23 protein-coding genes are annotated in these 21939 nt (G+C 62.9%); 10 read left to right on the top strand and 13 right to left on the bottom strand.

The annotated features are described in order from the left end of the window. Positions 1 to 90 precede the first annotated feature (90 nt). Positions 91 to 1143: an NAD(P)-dependent alcohol dehydrogenase gene (locus COCCU_RS00655; protein ID WP_156229702.1), complete on the top strand. Its 1053-nt coding sequence runs from the start codon at positions 91 to 93 to the stop codon at positions 1141 to 1143. A gap of 107 nt (positions 1144 to 1250) precedes the next feature. Further along, positions 1251 to 1970 (top strand): aspartate/glutamate racemase family protein, encoded by a 720-nt coding sequence (locus COCCU_RS00650; RefSeq protein ID WP_156229701.1) that lies wholly within the window; start codon positions 1251 to 1253, stop codon positions 1968 to 1970. Positions 1971 to 1984: 14 nt separating this feature from the next. Here the strand turns inward: COCCU_RS00650 and COCCU_RS00645 are convergent, their stop codons facing one another. Continuing rightward, positions 1985 to 2941 carry a Sir2 family NAD-dependent protein deacetylase gene (locus tag COCCU_RS00645; RefSeq protein ID WP_231598809.1) on the bottom strand — a complete coding sequence of 319 codons (957 nt, stop codon included), beginning with the start codon at positions 2939 to 2941 and terminating at the stop codon, positions 1985 to 1987. A 297-nt stretch (positions 2942 to 3238) separates the two neighbouring features. On the opposite strand from COCCU_RS00645, the gene COCCU_RS00640 reads away from it, so the two are divergent. Beyond that, a complete protein-coding gene (locus tag COCCU_RS00640; protein ID WP_156229699.1) occupies positions 3239 to 4765 on the top strand; it encodes a peptide MFS transporter in 1527 nt (508 codons plus the stop codon). Between the two features lie 182 nt (positions 4766 to 4947). Here the strand turns inward: COCCU_RS00640 and COCCU_RS00635 are convergent, their stop codons facing one another. Together COCCU_RS00635 and COCCU_RS00630 are read right to left on the bottom strand one after the other, a co-directional pair. Continuing rightward, positions 4948 to 5370 carry a RidA family protein gene (locus COCCU_RS00635; RefSeq protein ID WP_231598808.1) on the bottom strand — a complete coding sequence of 141 codons (423 nt, stop codon included), beginning with the start codon at positions 5368 to 5370 and terminating at the stop codon, positions 4948 to 4950. Between the two features lie 210 nt (positions 5371 to 5580). Continuing rightward, positions 5581 to 6330 carry an SDR family oxidoreductase gene (locus tag COCCU_RS00630; RefSeq protein WP_156229698.1) on the bottom strand — a complete coding sequence of 250 codons (750 nt, stop codon included), beginning with the start codon at positions 6328 to 6330 and terminating at the stop codon, positions 5581 to 5583. Between the two features lie 183 nt (positions 6331 to 6513). Here COCCU_RS00630 and COCCU_RS00625 point away from each other — a divergent pair, with 183 nt between their 5' ends. From COCCU_RS00625 to COCCU_RS00615, 3 genes are all read left to right on the top strand, one after another. Continuing rightward, positions 6514 to 7071: a DUF4395 domain-containing protein gene (locus tag COCCU_RS00625; protein WP_407924148.1), complete on the top strand. Its 558-nt coding sequence runs from the start codon at positions 6514 to 6516 to the stop codon at positions 7069 to 7071. Positions 7072 to 7113: 42 nt separating this feature from the next. Then, a complete protein-coding gene (locus COCCU_RS00620) occupies positions 7114 to 8592 on the top strand; it encodes a succinic semialdehyde dehydrogenase (RefSeq protein WP_156229697.1) in 1479 nt (492 codons plus the stop codon). A 225-nt stretch (positions 8593 to 8817) separates the two neighbouring features. After that, a complete protein-coding gene (locus tag COCCU_RS00615) occupies positions 8818 to 9939 on the top strand; it encodes an SPFH domain-containing protein (protein WP_156229696.1) in 1122 nt (373 codons plus the stop codon). A 43-nt stretch (positions 9940 to 9982) separates the two neighbouring features. On the opposite strand, the gene COCCU_RS00610 is transcribed toward COCCU_RS00615, so the two are convergent. From COCCU_RS00610 to COCCU_RS00595, 4 genes are all read right to left on the bottom strand, one after another. Next, positions 9983 to 10600, bottom strand: a complete 618-nt coding sequence (locus COCCU_RS00610) for a DUF5701 family protein (protein ID WP_156229695.1) — start codon at positions 10598 to 10600, stop codon at positions 9983 to 9985. Between the two features lie 69 nt (positions 10601 to 10669). Continuing rightward, the gene (locus COCCU_RS00605; protein ID WP_156229694.1) at positions 10670 to 11062 is read right to left on the bottom strand and encodes a VOC family protein; all 393 of its coding nucleotides are present in this window, start codon (positions 11060 to 11062) and stop codon (positions 10670 to 10672) included. A gap of 222 nt (positions 11063 to 11284) precedes the next feature. Beyond that, the gene (locus tag COCCU_RS00600) at positions 11285 to 12196 is read right to left on the bottom strand and encodes an intradiol ring-cleavage dioxygenase (RefSeq protein WP_156229693.1); all 912 of its coding nucleotides are present in this window, start codon (positions 12194 to 12196) and stop codon (positions 11285 to 11287) included. Between the two features lie 2 nt (positions 12197 to 12198). Further along, positions 12199 to 13287, bottom strand: a complete 1089-nt coding sequence (locus tag COCCU_RS00595) for a maleylacetate reductase (RefSeq protein ID WP_156229692.1) — start codon at positions 13285 to 13287, stop codon at positions 12199 to 12201. A 212-nt stretch (positions 13288 to 13499) separates the two neighbouring features. Here COCCU_RS00595 and COCCU_RS00590 point away from each other — a divergent pair, with 212 nt between their 5' ends. Then, complete coding sequence (locus tag COCCU_RS00590; RefSeq protein ID WP_156229691.1) at positions 13500 to 14462, top strand: LysR family transcriptional regulator; 963 nt, start codon at positions 13500 to 13502, stop codon at positions 14460 to 14462. On the opposite strand, the gene COCCU_RS00585 is transcribed toward COCCU_RS00590, so the two are convergent. Next, positions 14438 to 14923, bottom strand: coding sequence for a nucleoside deaminase (locus COCCU_RS00585; protein ID WP_156229690.1), 486 nt, complete (start codon positions 14921 to 14923; stop codon positions 14438 to 14440). The genes COCCU_RS00590 and COCCU_RS00585 overlap by 25 nt on opposite strands. Before the next feature lie 61 nt (positions 14924 to 14984). Between COCCU_RS00585 and COCCU_RS00580 the strand changes: the two genes are divergently transcribed. Then, positions 14985 to 15893 (top strand): macrolide 2'-phosphotransferase, encoded by a 909-nt coding sequence (locus tag COCCU_RS00580; protein WP_156229689.1) that lies wholly within the window; start codon positions 14985 to 14987, stop codon positions 15891 to 15893. Between the two features lie 4 nt (positions 15894 to 15897). Here the strand turns inward: COCCU_RS00580 and COCCU_RS00575 are convergent, their stop codons facing one another. The 4 genes from COCCU_RS00575 to COCCU_RS00560 all read right to left on the bottom strand — a co-directional run bounded on the left by COCCU_RS00575 (position 15898) and on the right by COCCU_RS00560 (position 19315). Continuing rightward, complete coding sequence (locus COCCU_RS00575; protein WP_156229688.1) at positions 15898 to 16335, bottom strand: tautomerase family protein; 438 nt, start codon at positions 16333 to 16335, stop codon at positions 15898 to 15900. 6 nt (positions 16336 to 16341) lie between these two features. After that, entirely contained in the window at positions 16342 to 16704 is a 363-nt protein-coding gene (locus COCCU_RS00570; RefSeq protein WP_156229687.1) for a YciI family protein, read from the bottom strand. A gap of 151 nt (positions 16705 to 16855) precedes the next feature. After that, entirely contained in the window at positions 16856 to 17947 is a 1092-nt protein-coding gene (locus tag COCCU_RS00565) for a glutamate--cysteine ligase (RefSeq protein ID WP_156229686.1), read from the bottom strand. A gap of 285 nt (positions 17948 to 18232) precedes the next feature. Beyond that, a complete protein-coding gene (locus COCCU_RS00560) occupies positions 18233 to 19315 on the bottom strand; it encodes a GmrSD restriction endonuclease domain-containing protein (protein ID WP_231598807.1) in 1083 nt (360 codons plus the stop codon). A 334-nt stretch (positions 19316 to 19649) separates the two neighbouring features. Between COCCU_RS00560 and COCCU_RS00555 the strand changes: the two genes are divergently transcribed. Continuing rightward, positions 19650 to 20183, top strand: coding sequence for an RDD family protein (locus COCCU_RS00555; RefSeq protein WP_197088390.1), 534 nt, complete (start codon positions 19650 to 19652; stop codon positions 20181 to 20183). Positions 20184 to 20273: 90 nt separating this feature from the next. Next, the gene (locus COCCU_RS00550; RefSeq protein WP_269434465.1) at positions 20274 to 21074 is read left to right on the top strand and encodes a metal-dependent hydrolase; all 801 of its coding nucleotides are present in this window, start codon (positions 20274 to 20276) and stop codon (positions 21072 to 21074) included. 99 nt (positions 21075 to 21173) lie between these two features. Here the strand turns inward: COCCU_RS00550 and COCCU_RS00545 are convergent, their stop codons facing one another. Then, entirely contained in the window at positions 21174 to 21935 is a 762-nt protein-coding gene (locus tag COCCU_RS00545) for an SDR family oxidoreductase (RefSeq protein WP_231598806.1), read from the bottom strand. Positions 21936 to 21939: the final 4 nt, after the last annotated feature.

The raw sequence follows: 21939 nt of genomic DNA, 5'->3' as shown, positions 1-21939 counted from the left end.
GCCGTCCCGGAGGCTGGATTTTCACTAGAGTGGAGATAAGGGACGGGTTTGTCAGGAGTCCCTCAGACCGTATTCATCTAAGGAGACATAATGCGCGCAGTCCGCCACACCGCCTACCACACCTTCCCCACCCTCAAGGAGGTGGAGAAGCCCACTCCCGGACCCGGTGAGGTGCTGCTGAAGGTTGCCGGGGCCGGGCTCTGCCACTCTGATGTCGCCATCTTCCATGAATTCGATGAGGGCCTGAACCCCCAGATGGATCCGGAGTTCACCCTCGGACATGAGAACTCCGGCTGGGTCGAGGAGCTCGGCCCCGGCGTGGATGGCCTGGAGATCGGTTCCGCCCACCTGGTCTACGGCCCCGTCGGCTGTGGCCACTGCCGCGCCTGCACCCGTGGTCAGGACACCTACTGTGAGAACGCCACCGAGATGCCCTACGCCGGCATCGGCCTGGGCCGTGACGGCGGCGTCGCCGAGTACGTCGTGGTTCCGGCCCGCAACCTGATTCCGCTGGGTGATGCTGACCCGATCAAGGCTGCCCCGCTTTCCGACGCCGGCCTGACCCCCTACCACGCCATCAAGCTCGCCCTCCCGCACCTGAACGGGGGCGGCAAGTATGCACTGGTCGTTGGCCTGGGCGGCCTGGGCCTGGTGGGGGTGCAGATCCTCAAGGCGCTGACCGGTGCCACCATCATCGCCACCGACATGAAGGAGGAGGCGATGGCGGAGGCTGAGAAGCTCGGCGCCATCACCGTCCCGGGTGGCGAGGGCCAGGTGGAGCGCATCCGTGAGATCACCGGTGGCAAGGGTGTCGACGCCGCCTTCGATTTCGTCGGCGTGGGCGCCACCGTCCAGACCGCCATGGCTTCCGCGGCACGCCAGTCGCGTGTCACCATCGTCGGCATCGGTAACCTCTCCCCCTACGAGTGGGCCTTCCTGACCACCCCCTACGAGGCTGAGCTGGTCAACACCTACTGGGGCACCGTTGAGGAGCTGCACGAGGTCGTCGACATGTACAAGGCGGGCCAGATCACCCCGCAGGTGACCACCTACTCCCTGGATGAGGCACTGGACGCCTACCAGCTGCTGGTCGAGGGCAAGATCGCCGGCCGCGCCGTGGTCGTGCCGCACGGCGAGAAGTAATTCTTCCGGTTCCACATTCTGCCCCGCCGCGAAACTATCGTAGCGGGGCAGTTTTCGCGCTTATCGACGCCGCCCGCAACGCCGGGGCCGCAGGTACATTTGGGCCCATGAGCACCCCAACCGATAAAGCTGCCCGCAAAATCGGATTGATCGGTGGCACCGGCCCCGAATCGACCCTCATCTACTACCAGCGCCTGATCAAGGGCGTGCAGGAAAAGCTCGGCCCTGAGGTGGTTGCCCCCATGGTCATCGAGAACCTCAGCGCCTTCGAGGTCTTCCGCTTCCTCGGCGAGGATGACCGCGAAGGTGCACTGCAGTACCTCCTGGCCGGTGTCAGGAACCTGCAGGCCGCTGGTGCGGAATTCGGGGCCCTGACCGCCAACACCACCCACCTCGTCTTCGAGCAACTGGCGGAACTCTCCCCCATTCCCCTGATCAGTTCCATCGACTCCACCGTCCGGGCGGTGAAGGAGGGCGGTCATGGTTCCGTTGCCCTGCTGGGCACTGAGTTCACCATGGTCAATGACTTCCTCTCCGCACCCCTGCGTGACGCCGGGGTGCACGTGGCCATCCCGGACACCGGGGAGATCGCCTTCATCCAGCAGCGCATCGCCGAGGAATTAGAGCTGGGCAAAGTCACCGAGGACACCCAACGGGGTTTCCAGCAGATTGTGGAGCGGTTGATCGAGGAGGAGCAGATCGAACTGGTCATCCTCGCCTGCACCGAACTGCCCCTGCTCTTCGACACCATGGACATCAGCGTTCCCACCCTGGACACCATCGAACCGCATGTGGCGGATCTGATTGAGGCGATCACCGGGAAGTAGGTTTCCTGCGACCTTCAGATGTCCAGGGCGTCGAGAAGCTCATCAAAGGCCGGGGCCACCCGGGTGCGCCAGAGGGTGTGGGCCTTCTGGTCCGCCCGGCCCGGGCCGCCATTGATCACCGCCACCTGTTTGCCCTGCTTGAGGGCATCGAGCACAATCCGGTAGCCACTCATCACCGCCAGAGAGGAACCCGCGACCAGGACTGAGGCAGCCTCCTCGAGCATCTGAGTGGTGGCCTGCTTCCGCTCCGCGGGGACATTCTCACCGAAATAGACCACATCCGGTTTCAATTTCACCGCACCACAGCGCTGGCAAGCAATCATCTGGAAACGGGCGATGTCCATCACCGCCAGGTCCACATCACCGTCCGGATTCACCATCTGGGGACTCAGCTGGATACTGGCCAGGAAATCCGGGTTAGCGACCTCCAGACGCAGATCAAAATGATGACGATCCTCCCTGCTGCCACATTCCAGACAAATGACGGACTGCATGTCACCGTGCAGATGAACCAGATTCCGGGTGCCCGCCGCGCGATGGAGACCATCAACATTCTGGGTGACCACACCAGAGACACGGCCGGCTTTCTCCAATTCCACCAGAGCGAAGTGGGTGCGGTTGGGTTCCATCCCCGTCATCCGCCGCCAGCCCACAAAGGCACGCGCCCAATAACGCTGCAGGGCCTCCGGATCATGGCGGAACTCCTGGTAGGTCATCGGCCGGTGCTGGGTCAGCCGCCCACGTGGACTGCGATAATCCGGGATCCCCGAATCAGTGGAGACTCCCGCTCCGGTGAGCACCAGAGCCGGCCCCTCCTCCAACTGCGCGGTGATCTGCGCCAGGGCGCGCTCCGGTGGGGTGGGCGTGGCGGTTTCCTCAATCACCCGAGCAATGGAACGCAGCGCTGACTGGTGGGCCTGGTTGATCGCCGGGTTCTGGAAGGTGCTTCGGGTTGTCGCTCGGTTGCTCACAAACCTCAACTTAGTTGTCGAAGGTGGGGATGGTCGAGGAGACATCGTATTTCGGCTACCTGACCGGCCGGAACCCAACCCCACTCCAGGATTCCCCCTGGGTGGGTGGAGCGGGTGGCTGGGGGGCGTCGCCAAGCGCTGCCCAGGGGGGTCATTTCCAGGTTTTCAGCGAGCAGAGGTAAAAGTTCACATAAACCTCATTTTCCCTGTTCACGAGAGGTACCCACCGGGGTCAAAAGCATCTCCATTACCCGATACGATTTCTCCCCGCAATGTGATTGAGGAATCATTTAACCCATGAACACCGACACCACACAGGACGGTGTGACACCCGAACCCAACGGCTCCGCACCAGGAACCGCTATTTCGGATGCCCACCAGGACAGAAAATTCTTCGGCCAACCCTGGGGTCTGGCCAACCTCTTCGGCGTGGAGATGTGGGAGCGATTCAGCTTCTACGGCATGCAGTCCATTCTCGCGTTCTATCTGTACTACTCCGTCACCAACGGTGGCCTGGGTATGGACCAGACGACTGCACTCTCCATCGTCGGTGCCTACGGCGGCTTCGTCTACATGACCTCGCTGGCCGCCTCTTTCATCGCGGACCGCATGATCGGTTCCGAGCGCACCCTCTTCTACTCAGCCATCATCGTCATGCTCGGCCACATCGCACTGGCCGTCTTACCGGGTTATATCGGCCTGGCCTGTGGCCTGGTGCTCGTCGGCCTGGGTTCCGGTGGTGTGAAGACCGCCGCCCAGGTGGTCCTCGGCCAGCTCTATGACCGCACCGACACCCGGCGCGACGCCGGTTTCTCCATCTTCTACATGGGTGTGAACATCGGTGGTCTCTTCGGCCCGTTGATCACCAACGCCATCTGGGGTTGGAAGGGTTTCCACTGGGGCTTCGGCATCGCCGCGGTAGGCATGGCTCTGGGCCTGATCCAGTATGTGCTGATGCGCAAGACCACCATCGGTGCGGCCGGCCACGCGGTCCCCAACCCGTTGCCGCGCAATGAGTACCCCAGGTGGATCATCGGCACCCTCGTGGTGATCGTTGCCATTGTCGCCCTGATCGCCACCGGTGTGATCAAGCTGGCCTGGCTGTCCAACATCATGGCTGCCATCGCCCTGATCGCCGCGGTTGCCCTGTTGACGCAGATGTACCGCTCCCAGGAAACCACCGCGACGGAGAAGTCCCGCCTGCTGGGTTTCATCCCGCTGTTCATCGGTGGTGTGCTCTTCTTCGCCATCTTCCAGACCCAGTTCACCGTCCTGGCGGTCTACGCCGATCAGCGTCTCAACCGTGACTTCTTCGGCTTTGAGCTGCAGCCTGGTCTGGTCAACTCCTTCAACCCGATCTTCATCATCATCTTCGCGGGTATCTTCGCCACCATGTGGACCAAGCTGGGTAAGCGCCAGTGGTCCTCCGCGGTGAAGTTCGGCGTGGCCAACATCATCATCGGCCTCTCCTTGTTCTTCTTCCTGCCTTATGCGGGTGGCGGAGCCAACTCCACCCCGATGCTCCTGATCATCTGGGTGCTGTTGCTGTTCACCCTGGGTGAGCTGCTGCTCTCCCCGGTGGGCAACTCCCTGGCCACCAAGGTGGCGCCGCAGGCTTTCCAGTCCCGCATGTTCGCCGTCTGGCTGATGGCGGTGTCCATGGGTACTTCGCTCTCCGGCACCCTGGGTGGTTACTACAATCCGGAGGATGCCGACGCTGAGCGGGTCTTCTTCATCGTGGTGGGTGTCATCGCCATCATCATCGGTGCGCTGATCATCGCCTCCAAGAACTGGGTGATGAAGAAATTCATCGACGTCCGTTAACTCCCTTTTTCGGGAATCATTCCCTCCGGCTCCGGTGCACCGCGCATCGGGGCCGGATTTTTGTCATTCACCCCACGCCGCCTGTGAAACCACGGCTGCCTCAGCACACCATATTCGGCGTGCTTTTTCACTGGCATGTTAAGAACCCCGCCGGGCAGCTGGATCCATAGTGGCATCAGTAATTAACGGGATCCCAGGTAAGCGACCCCAGAAATTTCCACGAGGAACTGGGGCCGCGCGAGTGCGGCGACGCCGAGAACTGTATGAGTGGGAAGAACCTCACCCGTGAAATGACGGGCCCGGGCAGCATTAACCACAGGGGCATCTGTGACGTCGGTGAGGTAGGTGGTGGTTGAGACAATGTCGTTGATCGTGCCACCGGCTTCCTCAACTACAGCTCGTAGATTCTGAAAAACCTGCTCTGTCTGCGCCTCAATATCCCCCTCGCCGATGATATTCGCTTCAGAATCAAAGGCGACCATCCCCGAAATATGGAGACTATCGCCGGCTCGCACGCCATAGGAGTAGACGGTGCGTTCGGCGGGCCCCGCGGGCAGCTGGGAGGGCATGACGGCAGAGACGGGACGGGCCTGAATTTCGCTCATCTGGAGGATCCTTCTGGAAAATTGAGGGGATACTGCCTGGTTCCAACTCGAGGTAGTTGTAGAGCAACCCTACGGGGGCTTAACCCGGATGGGGCAGGGACTTTGAGTGGTGGTTGGCCGGGGTGTTCGAGGGACACCAGGTTTTTGTGATTCACCCCCCGGGTCCCGGGGGTGTTTCAGGACGCCTCCCTTGGCTCAGCCAGGGGCGTGTCAACCAGCAATCACCCTGGTCAGCAACCTGGCCACCCGGTCCGGGGCCAGAGAACGGCCCAGGTAGAGCGCCTTATCCAGGGTGGAGACCCCATGGTGAACCTTCCCGCGTTCCCAACGGTTCTTGTAATTCACCGCCCGCCAGAGGGTCTGCGCCACCTGCTCCGGGGTGATCCGTACCCCGAGCCTGCGCACCGAGGGGGCCTCCACCTCAGCCAGTCCGGTCCGTGCCCACAGTGGCCAGAGATCGATCACCCGGATGCCGTCCCTGCGCCACTCCAGGCCCAGGGCCTCGGTCAGTCCACCGACATAGGATTTGGTGGCGGAGTAGACGGCGATGTTCGGCTGCCCGTGAATGGCGGAGGCGGAGGCCATGTTCACCAGCTGCCCCTTGGATTTTTTCAGATAAGGGTGGGCGGCCTGCGCACCCAGGGTGACGCCGAGGCAGTTCACCTCGATCTGCCGGGCCACCGCGTTGGGGCCGAGGGAGGAGAGTGCCCCATCGATGAGGATGCCGGCGTTGTTGTCCACGACGTCGATAAGCCCACCGCTGTGGGTGGCGAACTCCCCCAGGGCTTCCTCCCAGCTGGCGGCATCGGTGACATCGAGGATGCCGCTGAACAGGTGGGGGTGTTCATAGGTGATGGGGGCGATGTCATAGGCACCGACGGTCCAGCCTTCGGCGAGGAATTTCTCGGCGACGGCCCGGCCGAGGCCCCGGGCGGCACCACTGATGAAGATACTTGGCATGGCAGCGAGTGTAGGTGGCCTGCTGCGGAGATTCCCGGAGGGCTTTCCTCCCTCTGGAGAGACGGCCACCAGATACCGAGTTGGACACAATCCCCTCTCAAGCCTGGACTTAAGCGCCGCCGCGTTTTACTCTCCCAGAGCACCACCGACCAGAACCACCGACCAGCGATCAGGAGTATTGGAGTGATCTCATCTTTGTTCTCTTTTCCTAACCCAGTCAATGAGCACGCCGCCCGACTCACCGCAGGCCTGGTGGTCATCCTGGCCCTGGCCACCATCTTCACCGCCGGCCCCCTCCGACTGGTACTGCTCAGCCTGCTCACCGCGGGCTTTGTGCTGCGGGTCGCCGGTGGCCCCCGCTACTCCCCCTTCGGCCGACTCTCCGTCCATGTCCTGGTGCCGCTGCTGGGTGCCAAACCGGTGTGGACCGCCGGCCCGCCGAAGCGTTTCGCCCAGGTCATCGGCCTGGTTGTCAGTGGCACCGCCCTGGGTTTCACCCTGCTCGGCTGGCCGATGGCCGCCACCCTGATGCTGCTGATCCTGGCGGTCGCCGCCAGCCTGGAATCCCTGCTCGGCTTCTGCCTGGGCTGCGAGGTCTTCGGCCTGCTGATGCGTTCAGGTGTGATCCCGGAGAGCGTCTGTGAGGAATGCGCCAGCGTATCCAAGGGGCTCAGCAATGTCTCCCCCAACCGGATCCACGTTCAGCACATTGATGTCGGGGTTCAGGTCCACAAGAACTGAGCAAAATGATGCCGGGAACCAGACTCCCCTACCGTGGAACCCATGAACAGCATCACCGTCACCTCCCCTTCCGACGGCCGGATCCTCGGCACCGTTCCGGCACACACGGCCACGGACACCTCCCGGGCCTTTGAACGCGCCCGTCGCGCCCAGAAACAGTGGGCCCACACCCCGGTCAAGGAACGCCGGGAGATCATGCTGAGTCTGCATGATCTGGTGTTGCACCGCCAGGAACAGATTCTGGACACCATCCAGGATGAGTCCGGTAAGAACCGGGCCAGCGCCTTCGATGAGGTGATGGATGTGGCGGTCACCGCCCGCCATTACGCCTATGCCACCGCCGCACTGCTGCATCCCGACCGTGTCAAGGGAGCCTTGCCGCTGCTGACCTCGGTGGAGGTGCAGCACTCTCCCAAGGGTGTGGTCGGCATCATCGCCCCCTGGAATTATCCGCTGGTCATGGCGGTGTCTGATGCGATCCCGGCGATCCTGGCCGGTAATACAGTCGTGCTAAAACCGGATGATAAAACCCCGCTCAGTGCCCTGCTCGCAGCAGAGCTCCTGGCGGAGGCCGGCCTGCCGCAGGATGTCTTCCAGGTGGTCACCGGCACCGCAGAGGAGGTCGGCCAGCAGATCGTGGCGGAATGCGACTACCTGATGTTCACCGGTTCCACGAAGACCGGACGCCTGCTGGCCAGTCAGGCCGGGGAACGGCTGATCGATTTCTCCGCGGAGCTCGGTGGCAAAAACCCCCTGATCATCGCCGCTGATGCCGACCTGAACAAGGTGGTACCCGGCGCAATCACCGCCTGCTTCTCCAACTCCGGCCAGCTGTGCATCTCCATCGAGAGGATCTACGTCCACCGGAATCTCGCCGCCGAGTTCAGCGCCCGTTTCCAGGCCGCCACCAAGGTCCTGCGGGTCGGGGCCGGGCGGGAATGGACCGTGGAGATGGGTTCCCTGATCTCCGAGGAACAGCTGGCCAGGGTGCAATCGTTTGTCGACGACGCGGTGGCCCGGGGTGCCACCATCCTCAGCGGTGGGCACGCCCTGCCCGAGCTGGGCCCCTGCTTCTTCGCCCCCACCATCTTGAGCGATGTTCCGGAGGATGCGGAGCTCTTCCGCGAGGAGGCCTTCGGCCCGGTGGCGGCCATTGAGATTGTGGACAGCCACGAAGAAGCCATCCGGCGGGCCAATGATTCCGACTACGGACTCAACGCCAGTGTCTGGGCGAAACCGGCCACGGGGCGGAAGATCGCTGCGCAGCTGGAGTTCGGCACCGTGAACATCAATGAGGGTTTCGCCGCCGCCTGGGGCAGCCTGGACGCACCGATGGGTGGTTGGAAGGCCTCGGGGGTGGGGCGTCGTCACGCAGACGAGGGCCTGTTGAAGTACACCGAGTCCCGTACCGTCGCACTGCAGCGGGGGTTGTCGATCGCAGGTCCCTCGAAGCTGTCACGGGAGAGGTACGCCAGGACCTTGAGCACCGCGCTGCGACTGGGTAAGAGGGTGTTGCGCTGAAGTTTTTGCGGCTGGATTTATGCAGGCCTGGGTTACTGAGGCTCTCAGTTATGACGAGGGCACTGCTGGGTCCCGCCCTCCCCCAATAACTGGGCATGCCGGGAATAATATCCACTAACCCTTTAGTGTGGGGACGAACAATGGTGAAGGTCGACCTGGGGATCAGCCCCCACGCCGGCCCCTTGAACCAACCCTCCCCGAACACTGAAGGAACCCCCACAAACGATGCTCTACACCTCTCCCTCCGCGACCGAAGCCCTCATTGTTACGGGCGGATTGACCAAACGCACCCCCGAAAAACCTTTCAAGATCGTCGCAGGTCGGGGTGTATTCTGGCTTCCCTTCTTCCAGCAGGTCAGAAAACTCAACCTGGGGACCTACAGTGTCGATGTCCGCATCACCGCCCAGACCGCCCAGAAGATCGACATCAATGTCGCCGCCAATGCCATCTTCCGCGTGGACCCCTCCGAGGAAGGCATCGTCTCCGCGGCACGCTACATCGAAAAATCCGACGATGAGATCGAAGACATCATCCGCAAGGAATTCGACGGTGAAACCCGGAGCCTGATCGGCCAGATGTCCGTTGAGGACATCATCACGGACCGCATGGCCCTGGCCAGTGAAGTCATCACCAACATCACCCCGAAGCTGCTGAGCATGGGGTGGAAGGTCGACAGTTTCCAGATCTCCTCCATCACCGACGACAACAATCACATCGCCAACCTCTCCAAGCCGGAGCTGGCCCGAGTGGAGCAGGCCGCCGCCATCGCCCAGGCTGAGGCCAACGCCCGCGTCATCGAAAAGGAACAGGAAGCCGAACGGCTGACCTCCCAGTATCGTCGCGACACCGATCTGCAGGTCTCGGAGAACACCAAGGAGACAGCCAAGGCACGTGCCGAGGCTGAACAGTCCGGGCCAAAAGCCGAAGCTGAGGCACGCATCGAGGTGGAGGAGAAGCTGAGCCTGTTGGCCGCGGCCCAGGCCACACGACGCGAAGCGGAACTGGAGACCGAAGTCATCAAACCTGCTGAGGCAGCCGCCCGCGAACGCCTCATCACCGCCGAAGCAGATGCCGAAGCCCAGCGAAAGCTGGCTGCCTCCATCGCCTCCGAGCGGGGGATCCTCCTGGAGAAGGACATGCTGGACAATCTGCCGGCCATCATGGAATCACTCTCCGGTGCACTGTCCAACGGCAAGCTCACCTTCTTGGGCGACGGTGAAGACTTCAACAGCCTGATCGCCAAGCTCGTCGGTACCGCCACCACCCTGCGTGACACGCTCGGCGACACCTCCCAGGGAAAACTGGACCGCACCGACGCACCGCAGTCCACCCAGCCGGAACACTGACGCCTCCCCCACCGGGGATCATTCCCGCGCCACGCCGTGGGCCTTAACCTTTCGCACAGGAGGCGAATCCCAGCCAGGTGTGTCGGTTGTTGTGCCAGCACCAGCCCACCTTCGTGGTGTTCTTGTTTTCCTTGCCGTCCCGACCGGTGCCACCGCTGATCCAGATCGCCGGCGTGCGGGCATCCAGCCCCTTGCCGCTGCGTGCGGGCTTGCGGGAGGCGATCGTCATGAAGCATTTACCGGGTTCCAACTGCGCAGGATCCTGCAGCAACCAGGAGATTCCCTCGTTGATGCTCAGGGGGCGTCGGCCCCGACCCAGCAGTTCCGGCATGGCCTCCGCCGGGGACCAGTTCAGCAGTTCATCCCCACGTTCCACCTTTTCGATGGTGTAGAGGCCTGCGCTCGGAACATCCAGGTCCGGCAAGGCATGGAATCCATCGAGGTCGGTCATGTCGGTGACCACGAAACCGGGTTTCCCGGCGCGCTGCAGCAGTGGGGCCAGGCGGGAAGCCGGCAACAGGGCAGGACCGACCACCAGCAGTGGTTTCTCCCCCGTCACCTTCACCTTCGCAATGTCCCCCCGGAAAGCTTCGGCGCTCATGCCCGCCAGTGCCGGCACACCGAGTTCGATGAGTTTTTCACCCTGGGCCCTGATATCCATATCTGTACTCACCCAGGGCGCAACAGGTTTGGGCAGCAAAATATTCCCGGTTCATTGCTGCGGGAGGAACTAGATCTTGTACTGGGCGATCTGGATGAGGTTGCCGCAGGTGTCATCGAGGACTGCGAAGGCGATGTTGTCCATGTCCACCGGTTCCATGGTGAATTTCACGCCGAGCCCCTTGAGTCTTTCCACCTCGGCGGCGAGGTCATCGACGGCGAACTGGGCGGCGGGGATGCCGTCCGCGACGAGTGCCTCCTTGAAGGGTTTGACCGCGGGGTGGCCGTCCGGTTCGAGCAGCAGCTCGGTTCCCTCCGGGTTTTCCGGGGAGACCACGGTCAGCCAGAAGGCGGTGCCGTCCACGGGCACGTTGTGGCGGATCTGGAAGCCGAGTTTTTGGGTGTAGAAGTCGCGGGCTTTTTCCTGGTCGTCAACGAAGACGCTGGTGATGTTGATGCGCATGCACCCCAGGCTAGAGCACCGACCGGACCTGCCTCTGAGATGACCAGAGGGACAACTCCAAGCCCCCCCGGGGAACCTGCCCAGATCAAACCTTGGGCGGGGGCCCTGAGCTGCTCCCCAGGGGGGCGTCGATAAGCGGTTCAGGCGCTGGAAGCGGAGGCAGACATGAAAGATCATCCGTTCTTGGGTTCAGGGAAAATTCGCTGCGGTTTCCAGGGGGTTTCAGTCCTGGGCCAGGACCACATCGAAGCGGGCCCGCGCCCAGGTCTTCTCACCCAGATTCCGGCCATCCGGGGTCGGGGTCCCGGCGGGCTGTGGGATGAAATCCTTGATCAGGGATTCCTTGACCCCGAAAACGGAATCCCCGATCTCCAGCTGGGGATCACCGGTGACGAAGATATGGGTGACCAGGCGACGGTAACCCTCGGCGGTGACCATGAAGTGAAGGTGCGCGGCACGCACCGGGGAGCGGTCCACGGCCTGCAACATCTGGCCAACCGGACCATCATGGGGGATCGGATAGGGAGTGGGGGTCAGTGCCCAGAAGGCGTAGCGCCCATTTTCATCGGTGCGCAACCAGGCCCGCCCCGCGGTGCGCTCATCGCTGTACTGGACATCATAGAAACCATCCTCATCGGCCTCCCAGGCCTCGATCTTCGCCCCGGCAACGGGGTTGCCCTCAGTGTCGGTGACGGTGCCCTCCACCCAGCAGGGCTGGCCGACCGCGCCCCCGGCGATGTCCCCGCCGATCTCGATCTCCGGGGAATCCTCCACATGGAAGGGACCGAATACGGTGGCCTCCGTGGCATCCCCCGCGGCCGGGTTATTCACCGCGATGGTCTGCATGGACACCCCCAGCACATCAGAGAGCAGCACAAACTCCTGGCGGCGATCATCGGTGATATGCCCGACCCGGGTGAGGAAGTCAATGGCATACTCCCACTCCTCCTCCGTCAGACGAACCTCCCGGACCAGGGCATGCAGGTGACGGACCGTGGCCTCCATGATCTGCTTCAGGCGGGGATCCTCCGCCCCGGCGAAAGAGGCGACGACCTCCTCGGTGAGCCTGGCTTCACGCTGGGACTGCTCAATGACGGCGGCGAGCTTCTCGGCGGTGGTTGCGGTGGTGGTCATGATCAGGCCTTTCGGGTGGCAAATTCGCCCTCAAGGGCGTTGGTGAGCAACTGGGTGATGTTCTCCTCGGTCGCGGTGACCGGGTTGGACGCCGGGACGACGGCCAGGGTGCGGCGGACTGCTTCGGGGATACCCTCAGCGGTGAAACCGACCTCGGCAAGGGCCCCCGGGGCCTCCACCTCGCGGTAAAGATCCGCCAGGGCACCCACCGCACCCCCCGGATGGGAATCCCCACCGCTTAGGGCACGGGCCAGACGCTCCCCCAGCTCCGGGACGGCCGGGGCGTTGAAAGCCAGGACATGAGGCAACACAGTGGCATGGGTCTCCGCATGCGGCAGGTTGAAGGTGCCGCCGAGAATATGGCAGATCTTGTGGTGCAGACCGGAACCCGCGGAAGCGAAGGAAACCGCCGCCAGATAACAGCCGTAGAAAGCCTCACCCCGGGCCTCAACATCATCAGGATCCGCGTGGATACGGCGCAGCGCACTGGCCAACGCCCTGGCCCCCTCCAGGGCATTGACCTGGTTGATCGGATCAGCCTTCGGAGCCCAGAGCGAATCCACACAATGCGCCATGGCATTGAGCGCACTGGCCACCGCCAACCCCATCGGCAGGGTGGCCACCAACTCGGCGTCATAGATGACCGCCCTCGGCAGCACCTTGTCGTCCAGGCCGGTGCTCTTGGTGGCCTCCTCCGTCATCCCCCACATATTGGTGGCCTCAGAACCGGCATAGGTGGTGGGCACCGCAACCACCGGGATGGCGGTCTCCAAGGCGATGGCCTTGGCCAGACCGGTGGTGGAACCACCACCCACCGAAAGAATCAGATCCACCCCGGACTCCCGGGCGGCGAGGGTGGCGCGCCGGGCCAGGTCCACGGGGACGTGCTGGGTGACCTCGGCCCAGTTCAGCGCGATGTCGATAAGCTCGGTGGCCTGGGAAGCTTGGGGGGCTTCACGTTCACTGGAGATCAGCATCACCTTGGTGGCGTCGTGCCCCTTGACCTCCTCGGCGACGTGCTGTCCGACCTGGCCCCGACCGAAACGAACCCGTTGTCCCAGGGTCTGGTGAGTGAATTCATAGCCGCTCATGTGTTCTCCTTGCTGTGTTCCCCCAGGGAAAGGCTGTTTCCCCTGGGGGATCTGGCATTGTGATGGATGCTTAAGGATGCCAGTGATTGGTATGTCTCGCAGCACAAAGGTTCATTTTTATACAGCGGATCACATTGTGTTGCAGCTAACACTAGGGGCGGGACAAGGTATAGGCCAATACTAAATATCTGTACTTGGCATAAAGGAAATTTATGGATAGTCGGCAGCTCCACTACCTGCGCACCATCATCGATCAGGGTTCCTTCACCGCCGCCGCCGATGTCCTCTTTCTGACACAACCCTCCCTTTCCACTGCGATCCGGGGCCTGGAGAAAGAACTGGGCACCGAGCTGCTCATCCGGAACCGGAACGGGGTCAGCGCCACCGAAGCCGGCCGAGAGGTCTACCGTCTGGCCACCCACGTGCTGGACCAGATGGCGGACACCAAACACAAGATCCAGGAACTGGCCACCGGCACCACCGGGCAGATCAGCCTGGATGTCGCCCCCGAATTCAACTGGTCCTATCTGCCTCCGCTGCTACGCCGCCTCCGCCACGAATTACCCCAGGTGACCCTCACCCTCTCCGACCCGGAACCCATCGTCACCCTGCGCAACATCAAGAGCGGCAGAACCGATATCGGCATCATGCCCAGCAGTGACCTGGAACGCTTGACGGCCCTGCACCCCGACCTGAACTTCGAGAAGCTGGTCACCCTCCCCATGGTGCTGGGGCTGCCTCCGGAGCACCCTGCGGCGGCACCTGAGATCAAGGCGGTGCACCTCCGGGAAATCCGGGACACCGACTGGCTGGTACCCACCCGGCATCCCGAATTCCCGGGGCTACCGGAATCCCTGGATCGTTTCTGGGCCCTGAACCCCGACGCCAGACCCAACCGGGTCCACCAGATCGCCACCCTGCAGACCGCACTCCCCCTGATCGCCGGCGGGGTGGGTGTGTCCATCCTGCCGAACTTCACCACCGGGCTGAACTCGGATGCCTTCGTGCACCGCGAAATCCTCGATGACATCCCACCCCTGCACATGGTCATGCTCTGGCGCAGCCAGAACTACCTGCCCCCGGTGGTGAGCAGGGTGCTCGACCTGATCCGCGGCAAGATCGCCGAGGTGGAAAATGACACCGCGCAGGATCAGGAATCAGCTTGCCGGTGGTAGAAACGCTGCAGTTCCTTGACCTCAGCGGCCAACTCCTCCACCGGCCCCTCCACCAGCAGGGAGGGGGCGACCTGGCGGATCGGCAATCCCTCCACCGGCGCCAACGGGGCACCGAAATCATTGAGCCAGCTGCCCAGCTGAGCGGAAGAACTGGCGTAGACGATTCTGCCCAGCCCGGCCCAGGCATGCGCCGCCGCGCACATCGGGCAATGCTCCCCGGAGGTGTAGACGGTGGACATCATCCGGTCCTCAGGGCTGAGATTCTGCACCGCCCAGCGGGCGATCTCCAACTCCGGATGGCGGGTGAGATCCCCCTCCGCATCACGGCTGTGATCCTCAAAGAGAACCACTCCGCCCTCCGCGACCAGGATGGAACCGAAGGGACTATTACCGCTGGCCAAGGCCTGCTCAGCCAGCTCAATGCAGCGCCTGAGATGCTTCCGGTCCACGGCGGTGATCATGCTGCCATGATGGCACAGATCCCGGGAACAAACCGGGCGGGATATATGGCACCCTGGGCTCATGACTTCCGACCACCGCGAAATCCTCGACCTGGCCCGCGACCACGGCCTTGAACTCGACCCGGAGAGCTTCCGGATCATCGAGATGGGCCTGGACTTCCGGGTCGTGCTTGGCGACGCCGCAGACCCGCAGAGCCAGGTGTCCCGCTGGGTGCTGCGCATCCCCCGCCGCCCCGCGGTGATGGAACAGGCCCGGGTGGAGGGCAAGGTGCTCACCCTGGTGGCACCGCAGCTGGGGGTTGACGTTCCCGATTGGCGCATCCACTCCGACACCCTCATCGCCTATCCCCTGCTCCCCGGGGAACCCGGACTGGAACTTAATGAGACGGGAGAGCCGGTCTGGGCGGTGGACCCCTCCTCCGAGGCATATTCCCTCTCCCTGGCAGAGCTTCTGGCACAGCTGCACCAGATCGACCCGGCCACCGCCGCCGCAACCGGGATCAGCGTGCACACCCCGGAACAGGCCCGCCAGCAGTGGCAGGACCAGATCACCCGGGTGGGGGAAGAATTCACCATCGCCAAACACCTCCTGGAACGCTGGCAGGCCTGGCTGTCAGAAGACAGCTACTGGCCTGATCACTGCGTACTCACCCACGGGGAGATCTATCCCGGCCACACCCTCATCCGGGAGGGCCGCATCAGCGGAGTGCTGGACTGGACCACCGCCTCAGTCACCGACCCGGCGAAAGATCTCCTCTTCCACCAGGCCACCGCCTCCCCGGAAGCCTTTGCCCTCACCCTTCGCCGTTATGAGGAACTGGGGGGCCGAACCTGGCCGCGCCTAGTGGAACACTGCGCCGAGATGTTCGCCGCCAATGCACTCGGCTACGCGATCTACGCCCTGGAGACAGGCGCCGAGGAGCACCGCGAAGCTGCCCGTGCGGGACTGAACCCGCCGGCGGTGTCCTGAAAACTCAGGACCTGGAACGCAGTCTCGCCTGCAGCTGCACCGGCAGATCATTGAACCAGGCTGTCTCTTCCCCGGGTTCCCGCAGCAGGTGACCATATTCGGTCATGTTGGATCCCGGAATTTCAGCGAGATAAACCCAGACCTCCTCAGTGGGGATGTCCAGGATCTCCGCCACTTCTGCCGTGAGTCGGGCCAGGAGGGCCTGCTTCTGTTCCAGGGTGCGCCCCGAACGGATCTCACCCCGGATCCACACCTGGTTCGCCGGGGCGGGGTGCCCACCGATGAAATGAGAGTCGGCGTTGACCTCCTGGAAGAACACCTGCACCAGATAACGCGGTGCTTTGGCGAGGTGGTGATGGGCATCAGTGATTGCGGCGGCGATCCGGGTCTTGACCTCCCGGGAGATCCAGTCCCCCTGCGACCAGCAGGTATAGGTGGGCATGGTGTGCTAGTCCTCCGGACTTTCCATCTGCCTGACCTCTACCTTGCCCCCACATGCGACAGCCGCCTGGGCGGCAATCCTGGTGGCCACATCGAAGTCTGCGGCCCGGATGATCCAGAAGCCGCCGAGGTAGGACTCGGCGTGAAAGGCGGGGCCGTCGATAAGCGCACCATCGGGGGCGACAGTCACCCCGAGAGTCGGGGCGGAGAGACCCGCGGCGAAGACCAGGGTGCCGGAGTTCTGGAGGAATTCGTTGAATTCTGCGGTCCGGGCGAAAGCTGCCTCCATATCGGCAGCGTTGGGATAGGGGCCGAATTCCCGCTCATGAGAGCCGGCCGGGTTATACACGGACAATAAATAGCTGCTCATGATTTTGAGCCTAGTCCGATGCCGGGAGCTAAGGAAGAGGCTGAAAATGGGGGGCCTGCCTGAGCCTTCCCCTGCCTCAACGGGTGGCTTTGGCAGCGAGTTCACCACCTCTGAGAAACCCCGGCAGGGAACACTCACCGGGACAATCCCGTTAGGCCCGATGCGTTGTCTCCAGGGCGAAGGCCAGCACCTCACGGAGGTCACCGGTCTCGGCGAACACCTCACGCTGGCGCACCGCCCCAGAGCCACCATTCAACAGCTCCCTCAGCATCTCCTCCACCACTTCTGCTTCGCCGTACTCAACCAGCACCGGGCGGATCTCGGCCAGCAGGGCGGCAACCACCTCAGCAGCCGGAGCGGGGCGCCCCGTGGTGGGCAGATGGAGCTGCTCCTGAACCCCGTCGCGGCTGGCCCGCCAGGACCAGGCCCGGAGCAGGGAGGTGGATACCTGGGGTGCCGGGAGTTCCGCCTGCCAGGATCGGGCAGCGCTCTCAACCAGGGCACGGACCATCACAGCCAGGGCCGCGGCATGCTCAGCTTTCATACACACATCGGTGACCCGTACCTCCAGGGTGGGCTGATGATCGCAGAGCCTGGCATCGAAGTAGAGCATGCCGACGTCCAGCGGCACCCCGGTGTCAAGCAAGGCTGCCAGGTGCCTGTCATGGGCTTCCACTGAACCGGCGTAATCAGTTGGCCCGGTCATCGGCCAGCGGTTCCACGCCTGATAACGGTAGGAGGCGAAGCCGGTGTCCGATCCCTGCCAAAAAGGGGAGTTCGCGCTCAATGCCATCAAGGTGGGCAGCCACACTCGGACCCGATCCAGCGCCGCCACCGCCTCCTCCCGGGAATACACCCTCACATGGACGTGAAAGGCGCAGGTGAACTGCTCATCAGAGGTCAGCCCGAAACTCTGGTCGATTCGGCGGAAGCGAGGATTATGCACCAGGTGGGTGGCTATCGGGCCGGGGATGGTGGGCAACGCGATCACCCTGCCTCCCAGCGTGGCGGCGGCACGATCCGCAAGTTCCCGGCCCTGTCGGATGGCGGAAAGCTGTCCCTGGAAGGTAAGCTGAGGTCGGGAGACCACCTCAATCTGTTCCTGCTTGAACTCCAGGGTGATCTCCGGCTCGGCGGCTGCGGAGGAGCGGTGGCGGGCCACCAGACTTTCCGCCCGGGGCAAGGGGGCGAGACTGTACGCGTCGACCAGGAGCAGCTCCTCCTCGACACCGAAGGTGCGCATTGCTCAGCCCACCTGAACCCGGCGGCTATTGCCCGCCCTGATCTGATCATCCCCAGCGGTGAAAAGCGTGGGCGCACATTCAGACGCAATCATCGACGCCATGGTGGCCTCCCCCTGCTCAAGGTTCAGATACCCCACCCAGGTTAATACGTGGCCAGGCAGCATGGGAAGATTTTCACATCTTGTCATTAAGCAGGGGTGACGCGGAAAACAAGGGTTGTCCCCGGCACACCAGGGGGGGGCACCAACTCCCCGGCAGGGACGGAAGATGGTGCTCCGGAAAAACTATTCGCAGTTGATGCCGTCATTATCCCCATCGCGGTACCAGTTGTACTCCACGTCCACACCGGACACATAAGGTCCATGACCGGCTGCCTTCGCCTTGGCACAGCTGCTGAAACGGGGGTCGGTGGCGGTATCCGCCGTTTCCGGGACTGCCGCCGGAAGCACCTCAGCATCATTGGCCGGTGCCGCGGGAACCTCGATCGGCTGTTCTTCCGGAGCTACCTCGGTCGCCGGAAACTGCGTACCGGTGGTGGTCACCTGATAAGCGGTGTTCGCGTTGACATCATCCGGGAGGGGGTGGGCGGGGCAGTTACCCAGCACCGTGGACATGGCGTCCTTCTCCGCAGCGGTGATCCACAGCTGGTAGCGGGCCTTCACCGCGATCTGCCGGGACACATAGTCACAACGGAAAGCGCGGTTCGGCGGCAGCCAGGTTGCGGCGTCACCATCACCCTTCTGGGAGTTGCTGGGGCCGTCCACCGCCAGCAGGTTCAGCGGATCATTGGCGAACTGACGACGCTGCTCCTCATCGAGCTGCTGTGCGCCTTTTTGCCAGGCGTCGGAAAGAGCGACCACATGGTCGATCTGAACTGCTGTGGAGGTGTCCTGGCCACGTTGGAAATGGATCTCGGTGGCGGTGAAGGGATCGGCGAGCAACCCGGTGAGCACCACACAATCCTGGGTTCCGGGCCGGAAGGTCTCGTTCTCCAGATCGCGGGCGAGAATGTCATTGCGGGTGTCACAACCGTTGTGATCCACATCCGCCCAGGCAGGACCAAACAGCTCCCGCTCATAACCGGTCTTCGGGGCACGGCCCTTGACCGCAAGGTTCTCCAGCGCGGCCGCCGCGGTGCCCGCCTCAGGGGTGGCTTCCTCACCGGAATCTGTCTCGCCGGGATCTGCCTCAGCCTCCTGCTCCGGGGCAGGCGACGCGTCCGGGGTGGTGGATTCGCTGGTGGCAATCGAGGAACTTGAGGATTGGGAAAGCTCAGGTACTTCATTTTCAACCGGACCGCAGGCGCTGAGGCCCAAGGTCAGTACCAGGCCCGCTCCGCCAACTCCGAGTAAACGCCGCAACATCATGGTGGTCCTCCTGGACAGTGCTTATCTGATATCCCCCGAGTATTTCACGGGGGGAAAATCGCCCTGACCTTGAGGTGCCCTGCTGATCGATACCAGGCCGCGGAAGGCAGGGCGTCGATAAGCAGTGATTCCCGGTAGATATCGTGCCAAGACCCCGAGGACCCCTTCCTGAAGCCCACTCTTTCAGCCCACTCCCAGCACCCGGAAACCCTCCCAAAAGCACCTCCATCTATGCGACTCAGACTCGCCCCAGAACTCACGGAGTTCCCACAAATTCGGCATCTTCCCTGCTAGCCTCGCCCCCACCATGCAGATATCACCCCTTAAATCATCGGTGCACAGGAAGGGAGCCACCCCCATCTCAACCGCAACCCCTGAGCAGGAACCCCAACCCCGAACCCCGGCGAAACCCGCCCGGCTGCTGCACCGTGGTTACGCCTTCATCTTCGACACTTTTCTGCTGCTGATCGCGGTCACCCTGATCACGGCGGCCACCCCGCTGAATATCGTCGAGGACAGTTTCATCTATGTCTTCCTGCTCGGTGTCTACCGGTCGCTTATGGAGTTCTTCAGCGGAAACACCTTCGGCAAGGCCTTATTGCGCCTCCGGGTGTGCTACTTCGACCGCCGGGGACGGGAACGCCGCAGTCTCAGCCGCCTTTTCCGGGTGATGTTGCGTAATGGGTGGCTGCTCGTGTCAGGTTTCGCCCTCTTCCTGGAACCGGACTCCAATCTCCGCAGTATTGTTGTCATTCTCGCTGGAATACTGGCCCTGATCAGCTACCGGATCAACCTGATACGCCCCCATCTCGGTGCCCTGGTGCTGCAGTTGCGCACCCCGGATCCCTGGGAAGAACTCGAAAACTAGGCCGCTGACAGGACCAGCCAACCCCACTGGAACACTCGTTCGAGACTTGCCGTATCCTCAAATCCAGTTGATACGAGTGTGAAGGAAGTGATGTCAGTGGTCATGGGCCCCACCCATGCGATGAGTGGTGCAGCCGTCGGACTGGCGGTCGCACAGCTCCTGCCCGAGGAATGGGGCGGAGTGAACACCGTGCAGGAGGCTTTCCTCTATGCCGGCCTGACCGCAGGTGCCGCACTCCTGCCGGACCTGGACTCCCCCTCCGCCACAGTTTCCCGCTCCTTCGGACCCTTCACCCAGGCACTTTCCCACACGGTGGAGAACACCGCCCAGGGCTTCGTGAACCTGACCAAGGCCAGGAAGGATCCGAAATGCCGGAACGGGCACCGCACCCTGACGCACACAATCTGGTTTGCTTTAGCTGCTGGAGCGGGGGCAACCGCACTGATCAGCGCCTTCGGCAAACCTGCCGTGATCGGATTATTGTTCATCTTCCTCGGCCTGGCCATCCGTGGCCTCTTCCCCGAATGGTCGAAGAAAACGGACTGGCTGATTGTCGCCGCACTATCAGCTGCCCTGGCCTACGGCGCCTGGTATTTCATTCCGGCCAGTTCCTTCGGCCTGGTGATGGGTTCCGCGGTGACGGTGGGCTGTGTGACCCACATGCTGGGCGATCTGGCCACCAAACAGGGCATCCCGGTCTTCGCGCCACTCCTGCAATTCGGCCGTAAACGCTGGTGGAAGTTGAAATTACCGAATTTCCTGAGCATCACCGCGAGTGGTCCGGCCGACAAGGTGCTGCTGACGCTCTTCACCGCTTCGGTGCTGGTGCAGACCTACCTCGTGGCCACCGGGGACTACACCGAACTGATGATGGCACTGCTCAATAAATAAGATTCCCCGCCCCCTGCTTAACCATGACCGCCGGCCCCACAGGGTCGGCGGTTTTGTCATTCTCGGGCAGGGGCGGGTCAGGGATGCCGCGGGGGCGTACTACTGTGCCGCCTTGGAATCCCCGTCCACCGAAAACTGCTGGCCGGAGATCGTCCTGGCATGGGGTCCACAGAGGAACACCGCAAGAGCGCCGATATCCGCGGGATCCGTGAAAGACTTCATCGCCTGATTCTCCAGCGCGGCCGCCTTCTCCTCCTCGATACTGTGGCCTGAGAGCGCGGCACGCCCCTCAAACACCGCTGCCATGCGGGGTCCTTCCACCGCCCCAGGATGCAGTGAATTCACGGTGATCCCATGCGGGCCAAGTTCCAAGGAGAGAGTTTTGGTGAAACCGACCAACCCCCACTTGCTGGTGGAGTAGGCAATCCGGTTCGGGTAACCGAAGCGGCCAGCCAGCGAAGACATCACCAGAATGCTTCCCCCACCTGCCGCCTTTAATAAGGGCACCATCGCCCTGGTCACGTTGAAGGATCCATTCAGATTGACCTCCATGACCGATCGCCAGGCGGCTGGGTCATAATCCTCCACCGGGGCGGTGGGCCCGGCGATACCGGCATTGCTGATCAGGACATCAAGTCCACCCATCTGCTCTTGAATGTCTCTGACCAGTACGTCGACATCCTCCTCAGAGGTCACGTCTCCGACGCTCCCCTGAAGGTTCCGGTGGCTGCCCGATACTGCGGCGACCGCCTCAGCATCCCGGTCAAAAATATGGACCTGAGCCCCGGTGGCTAGGAATGCCTGCGCCATAGCCCAACCGATTCCACTGGCACCTGCCGTGATCAGAACACGTTGCGACATGATT

Origin of the sequence: Corynebacterium occultum (genome assembly GCF_009734425.1) — a bacterium.
Classification (GTDB): domain Bacteria; phylum Actinomycetota; class Actinomycetes; order Mycobacteriales; family Mycobacteriaceae; genus Corynebacterium; species Corynebacterium occultum.
The sequence above is the reverse complement of the archived record's forward strand: the minus strand, read 5'-3'. Positions and strand labels throughout refer to the sequence as shown.

Bases quoted from the DNA above. Each gene is read 5' to 3' on its own strand.
- COCCU_RS00655 (WP_156229702.1), top strand. From the start codon at position 91: ATGCGCGCAGTCCGCCACACCGCCTACCACACCTTCCCCACCCTCAAG.
- COCCU_RS00650 (WP_156229701.1), top strand. From the start codon at position 1,251: ATGAGCACCCCAACCGATAAAGCTGCCCGCAAAATCGGATTGATCGGT.
- COCCU_RS00640 (WP_156229699.1), top strand. From the start codon at position 3,239: ATGAACACCGACACCACACAGGACGGTGTGACACCCGAACCCAACGGC.
- COCCU_RS00635 (WP_231598808.1), bottom strand. From the start codon at position 5,370: ATGAGCGAAATTCAGGCCCGTCCCGTCTCTGCCGTCATGCCCTCCCAG.
- COCCU_RS00630 (WP_156229698.1), bottom strand. From the start codon at position 6,330: ATGCCAAGTATCTTCATCAGTGGTGCCGCCCGGGGCCTCGGCCGGGCC.
- COCCU_RS00620 (WP_156229697.1), top strand. From the start codon at position 7,114: ATGAACAGCATCACCGTCACCTCCCCTTCCGACGGCCGGATCCTCGGC.
- COCCU_RS00615 (WP_156229696.1), top strand. From the start codon at position 8,818: ATGCTCTACACCTCTCCCTCCGCGACCGAAGCCCTCATTGTTACGGGC.
- COCCU_RS00610 (WP_156229695.1), bottom strand. From the start codon at position 10,600: ATGGATATCAGGGCCCAGGGTGAAAAACTCATCGAACTCGGTGTGCCG.
- COCCU_RS00605 (WP_156229694.1), bottom strand. From the start codon at position 11,062: ATGCGCATCAACATCACCAGCGTCTTCGTTGACGACCAGGAAAAAGCC.
- COCCU_RS00600 (WP_156229693.1), bottom strand. From the start codon at position 12,196: ATGACCACCACCGCAACCACCGCCGAGAAGCTCGCCGCCGTCATTGAG.
- COCCU_RS00595 (WP_156229692.1), bottom strand. From the start codon at position 13,287: ATGAGCGGCTATGAATTCACTCACCAGACCCTGGGACAACGGGTTCGT.
- COCCU_RS00590 (WP_156229691.1), top strand. From the start codon at position 13,500: ATGGATAGTCGGCAGCTCCACTACCTGCGCACCATCATCGATCAGGGT.
- COCCU_RS00585 (WP_156229690.1), bottom strand. From the start codon at position 14,923: ATGATCACCGCCGTGGACCGGAAGCATCTCAGGCGCTGCATTGAGCTG.
- COCCU_RS00580 (WP_156229689.1), top strand. From the start codon at position 14,985: ATGACTTCCGACCACCGCGAAATCCTCGACCTGGCCCGCGACCACGGC.
- COCCU_RS00575 (WP_156229688.1), bottom strand. From the start codon at position 16,335: ATGCCCACCTATACCTGCTGGTCGCAGGGGGACTGGATCTCCCGGGAG.
- COCCU_RS00570 (WP_156229687.1), bottom strand. From the start codon at position 16,704: ATGAGCAGCTATTTATTGTCCGTGTATAACCCGGCCGGCTCTCATGAG.
- COCCU_RS00565 (WP_156229686.1), bottom strand. From the start codon at position 17,947: ATGCGCACCTTCGGTGTCGAGGAGGAGCTGCTCCTGGTCGACGCGTAC.
- COCCU_RS00560 (WP_231598807.1), bottom strand. From the start codon at position 19,315: ATGATGTTGCGGCGTTTACTCGGAGTTGGCGGAGCGGGCCTGGTACTG.
- COCCU_RS00550 (WP_269434465.1), top strand. From the start codon at position 20,274: ATGTCAGTGGTCATGGGCCCCACCCATGCGATGAGTGGTGCAGCCGTC.
- COCCU_RS00545 (WP_231598806.1), bottom strand. From the start codon at position 21,935: ATGTCGCAACGTGTTCTGATCACGGCAGGTGCCAGTGGAATCGGTTGG.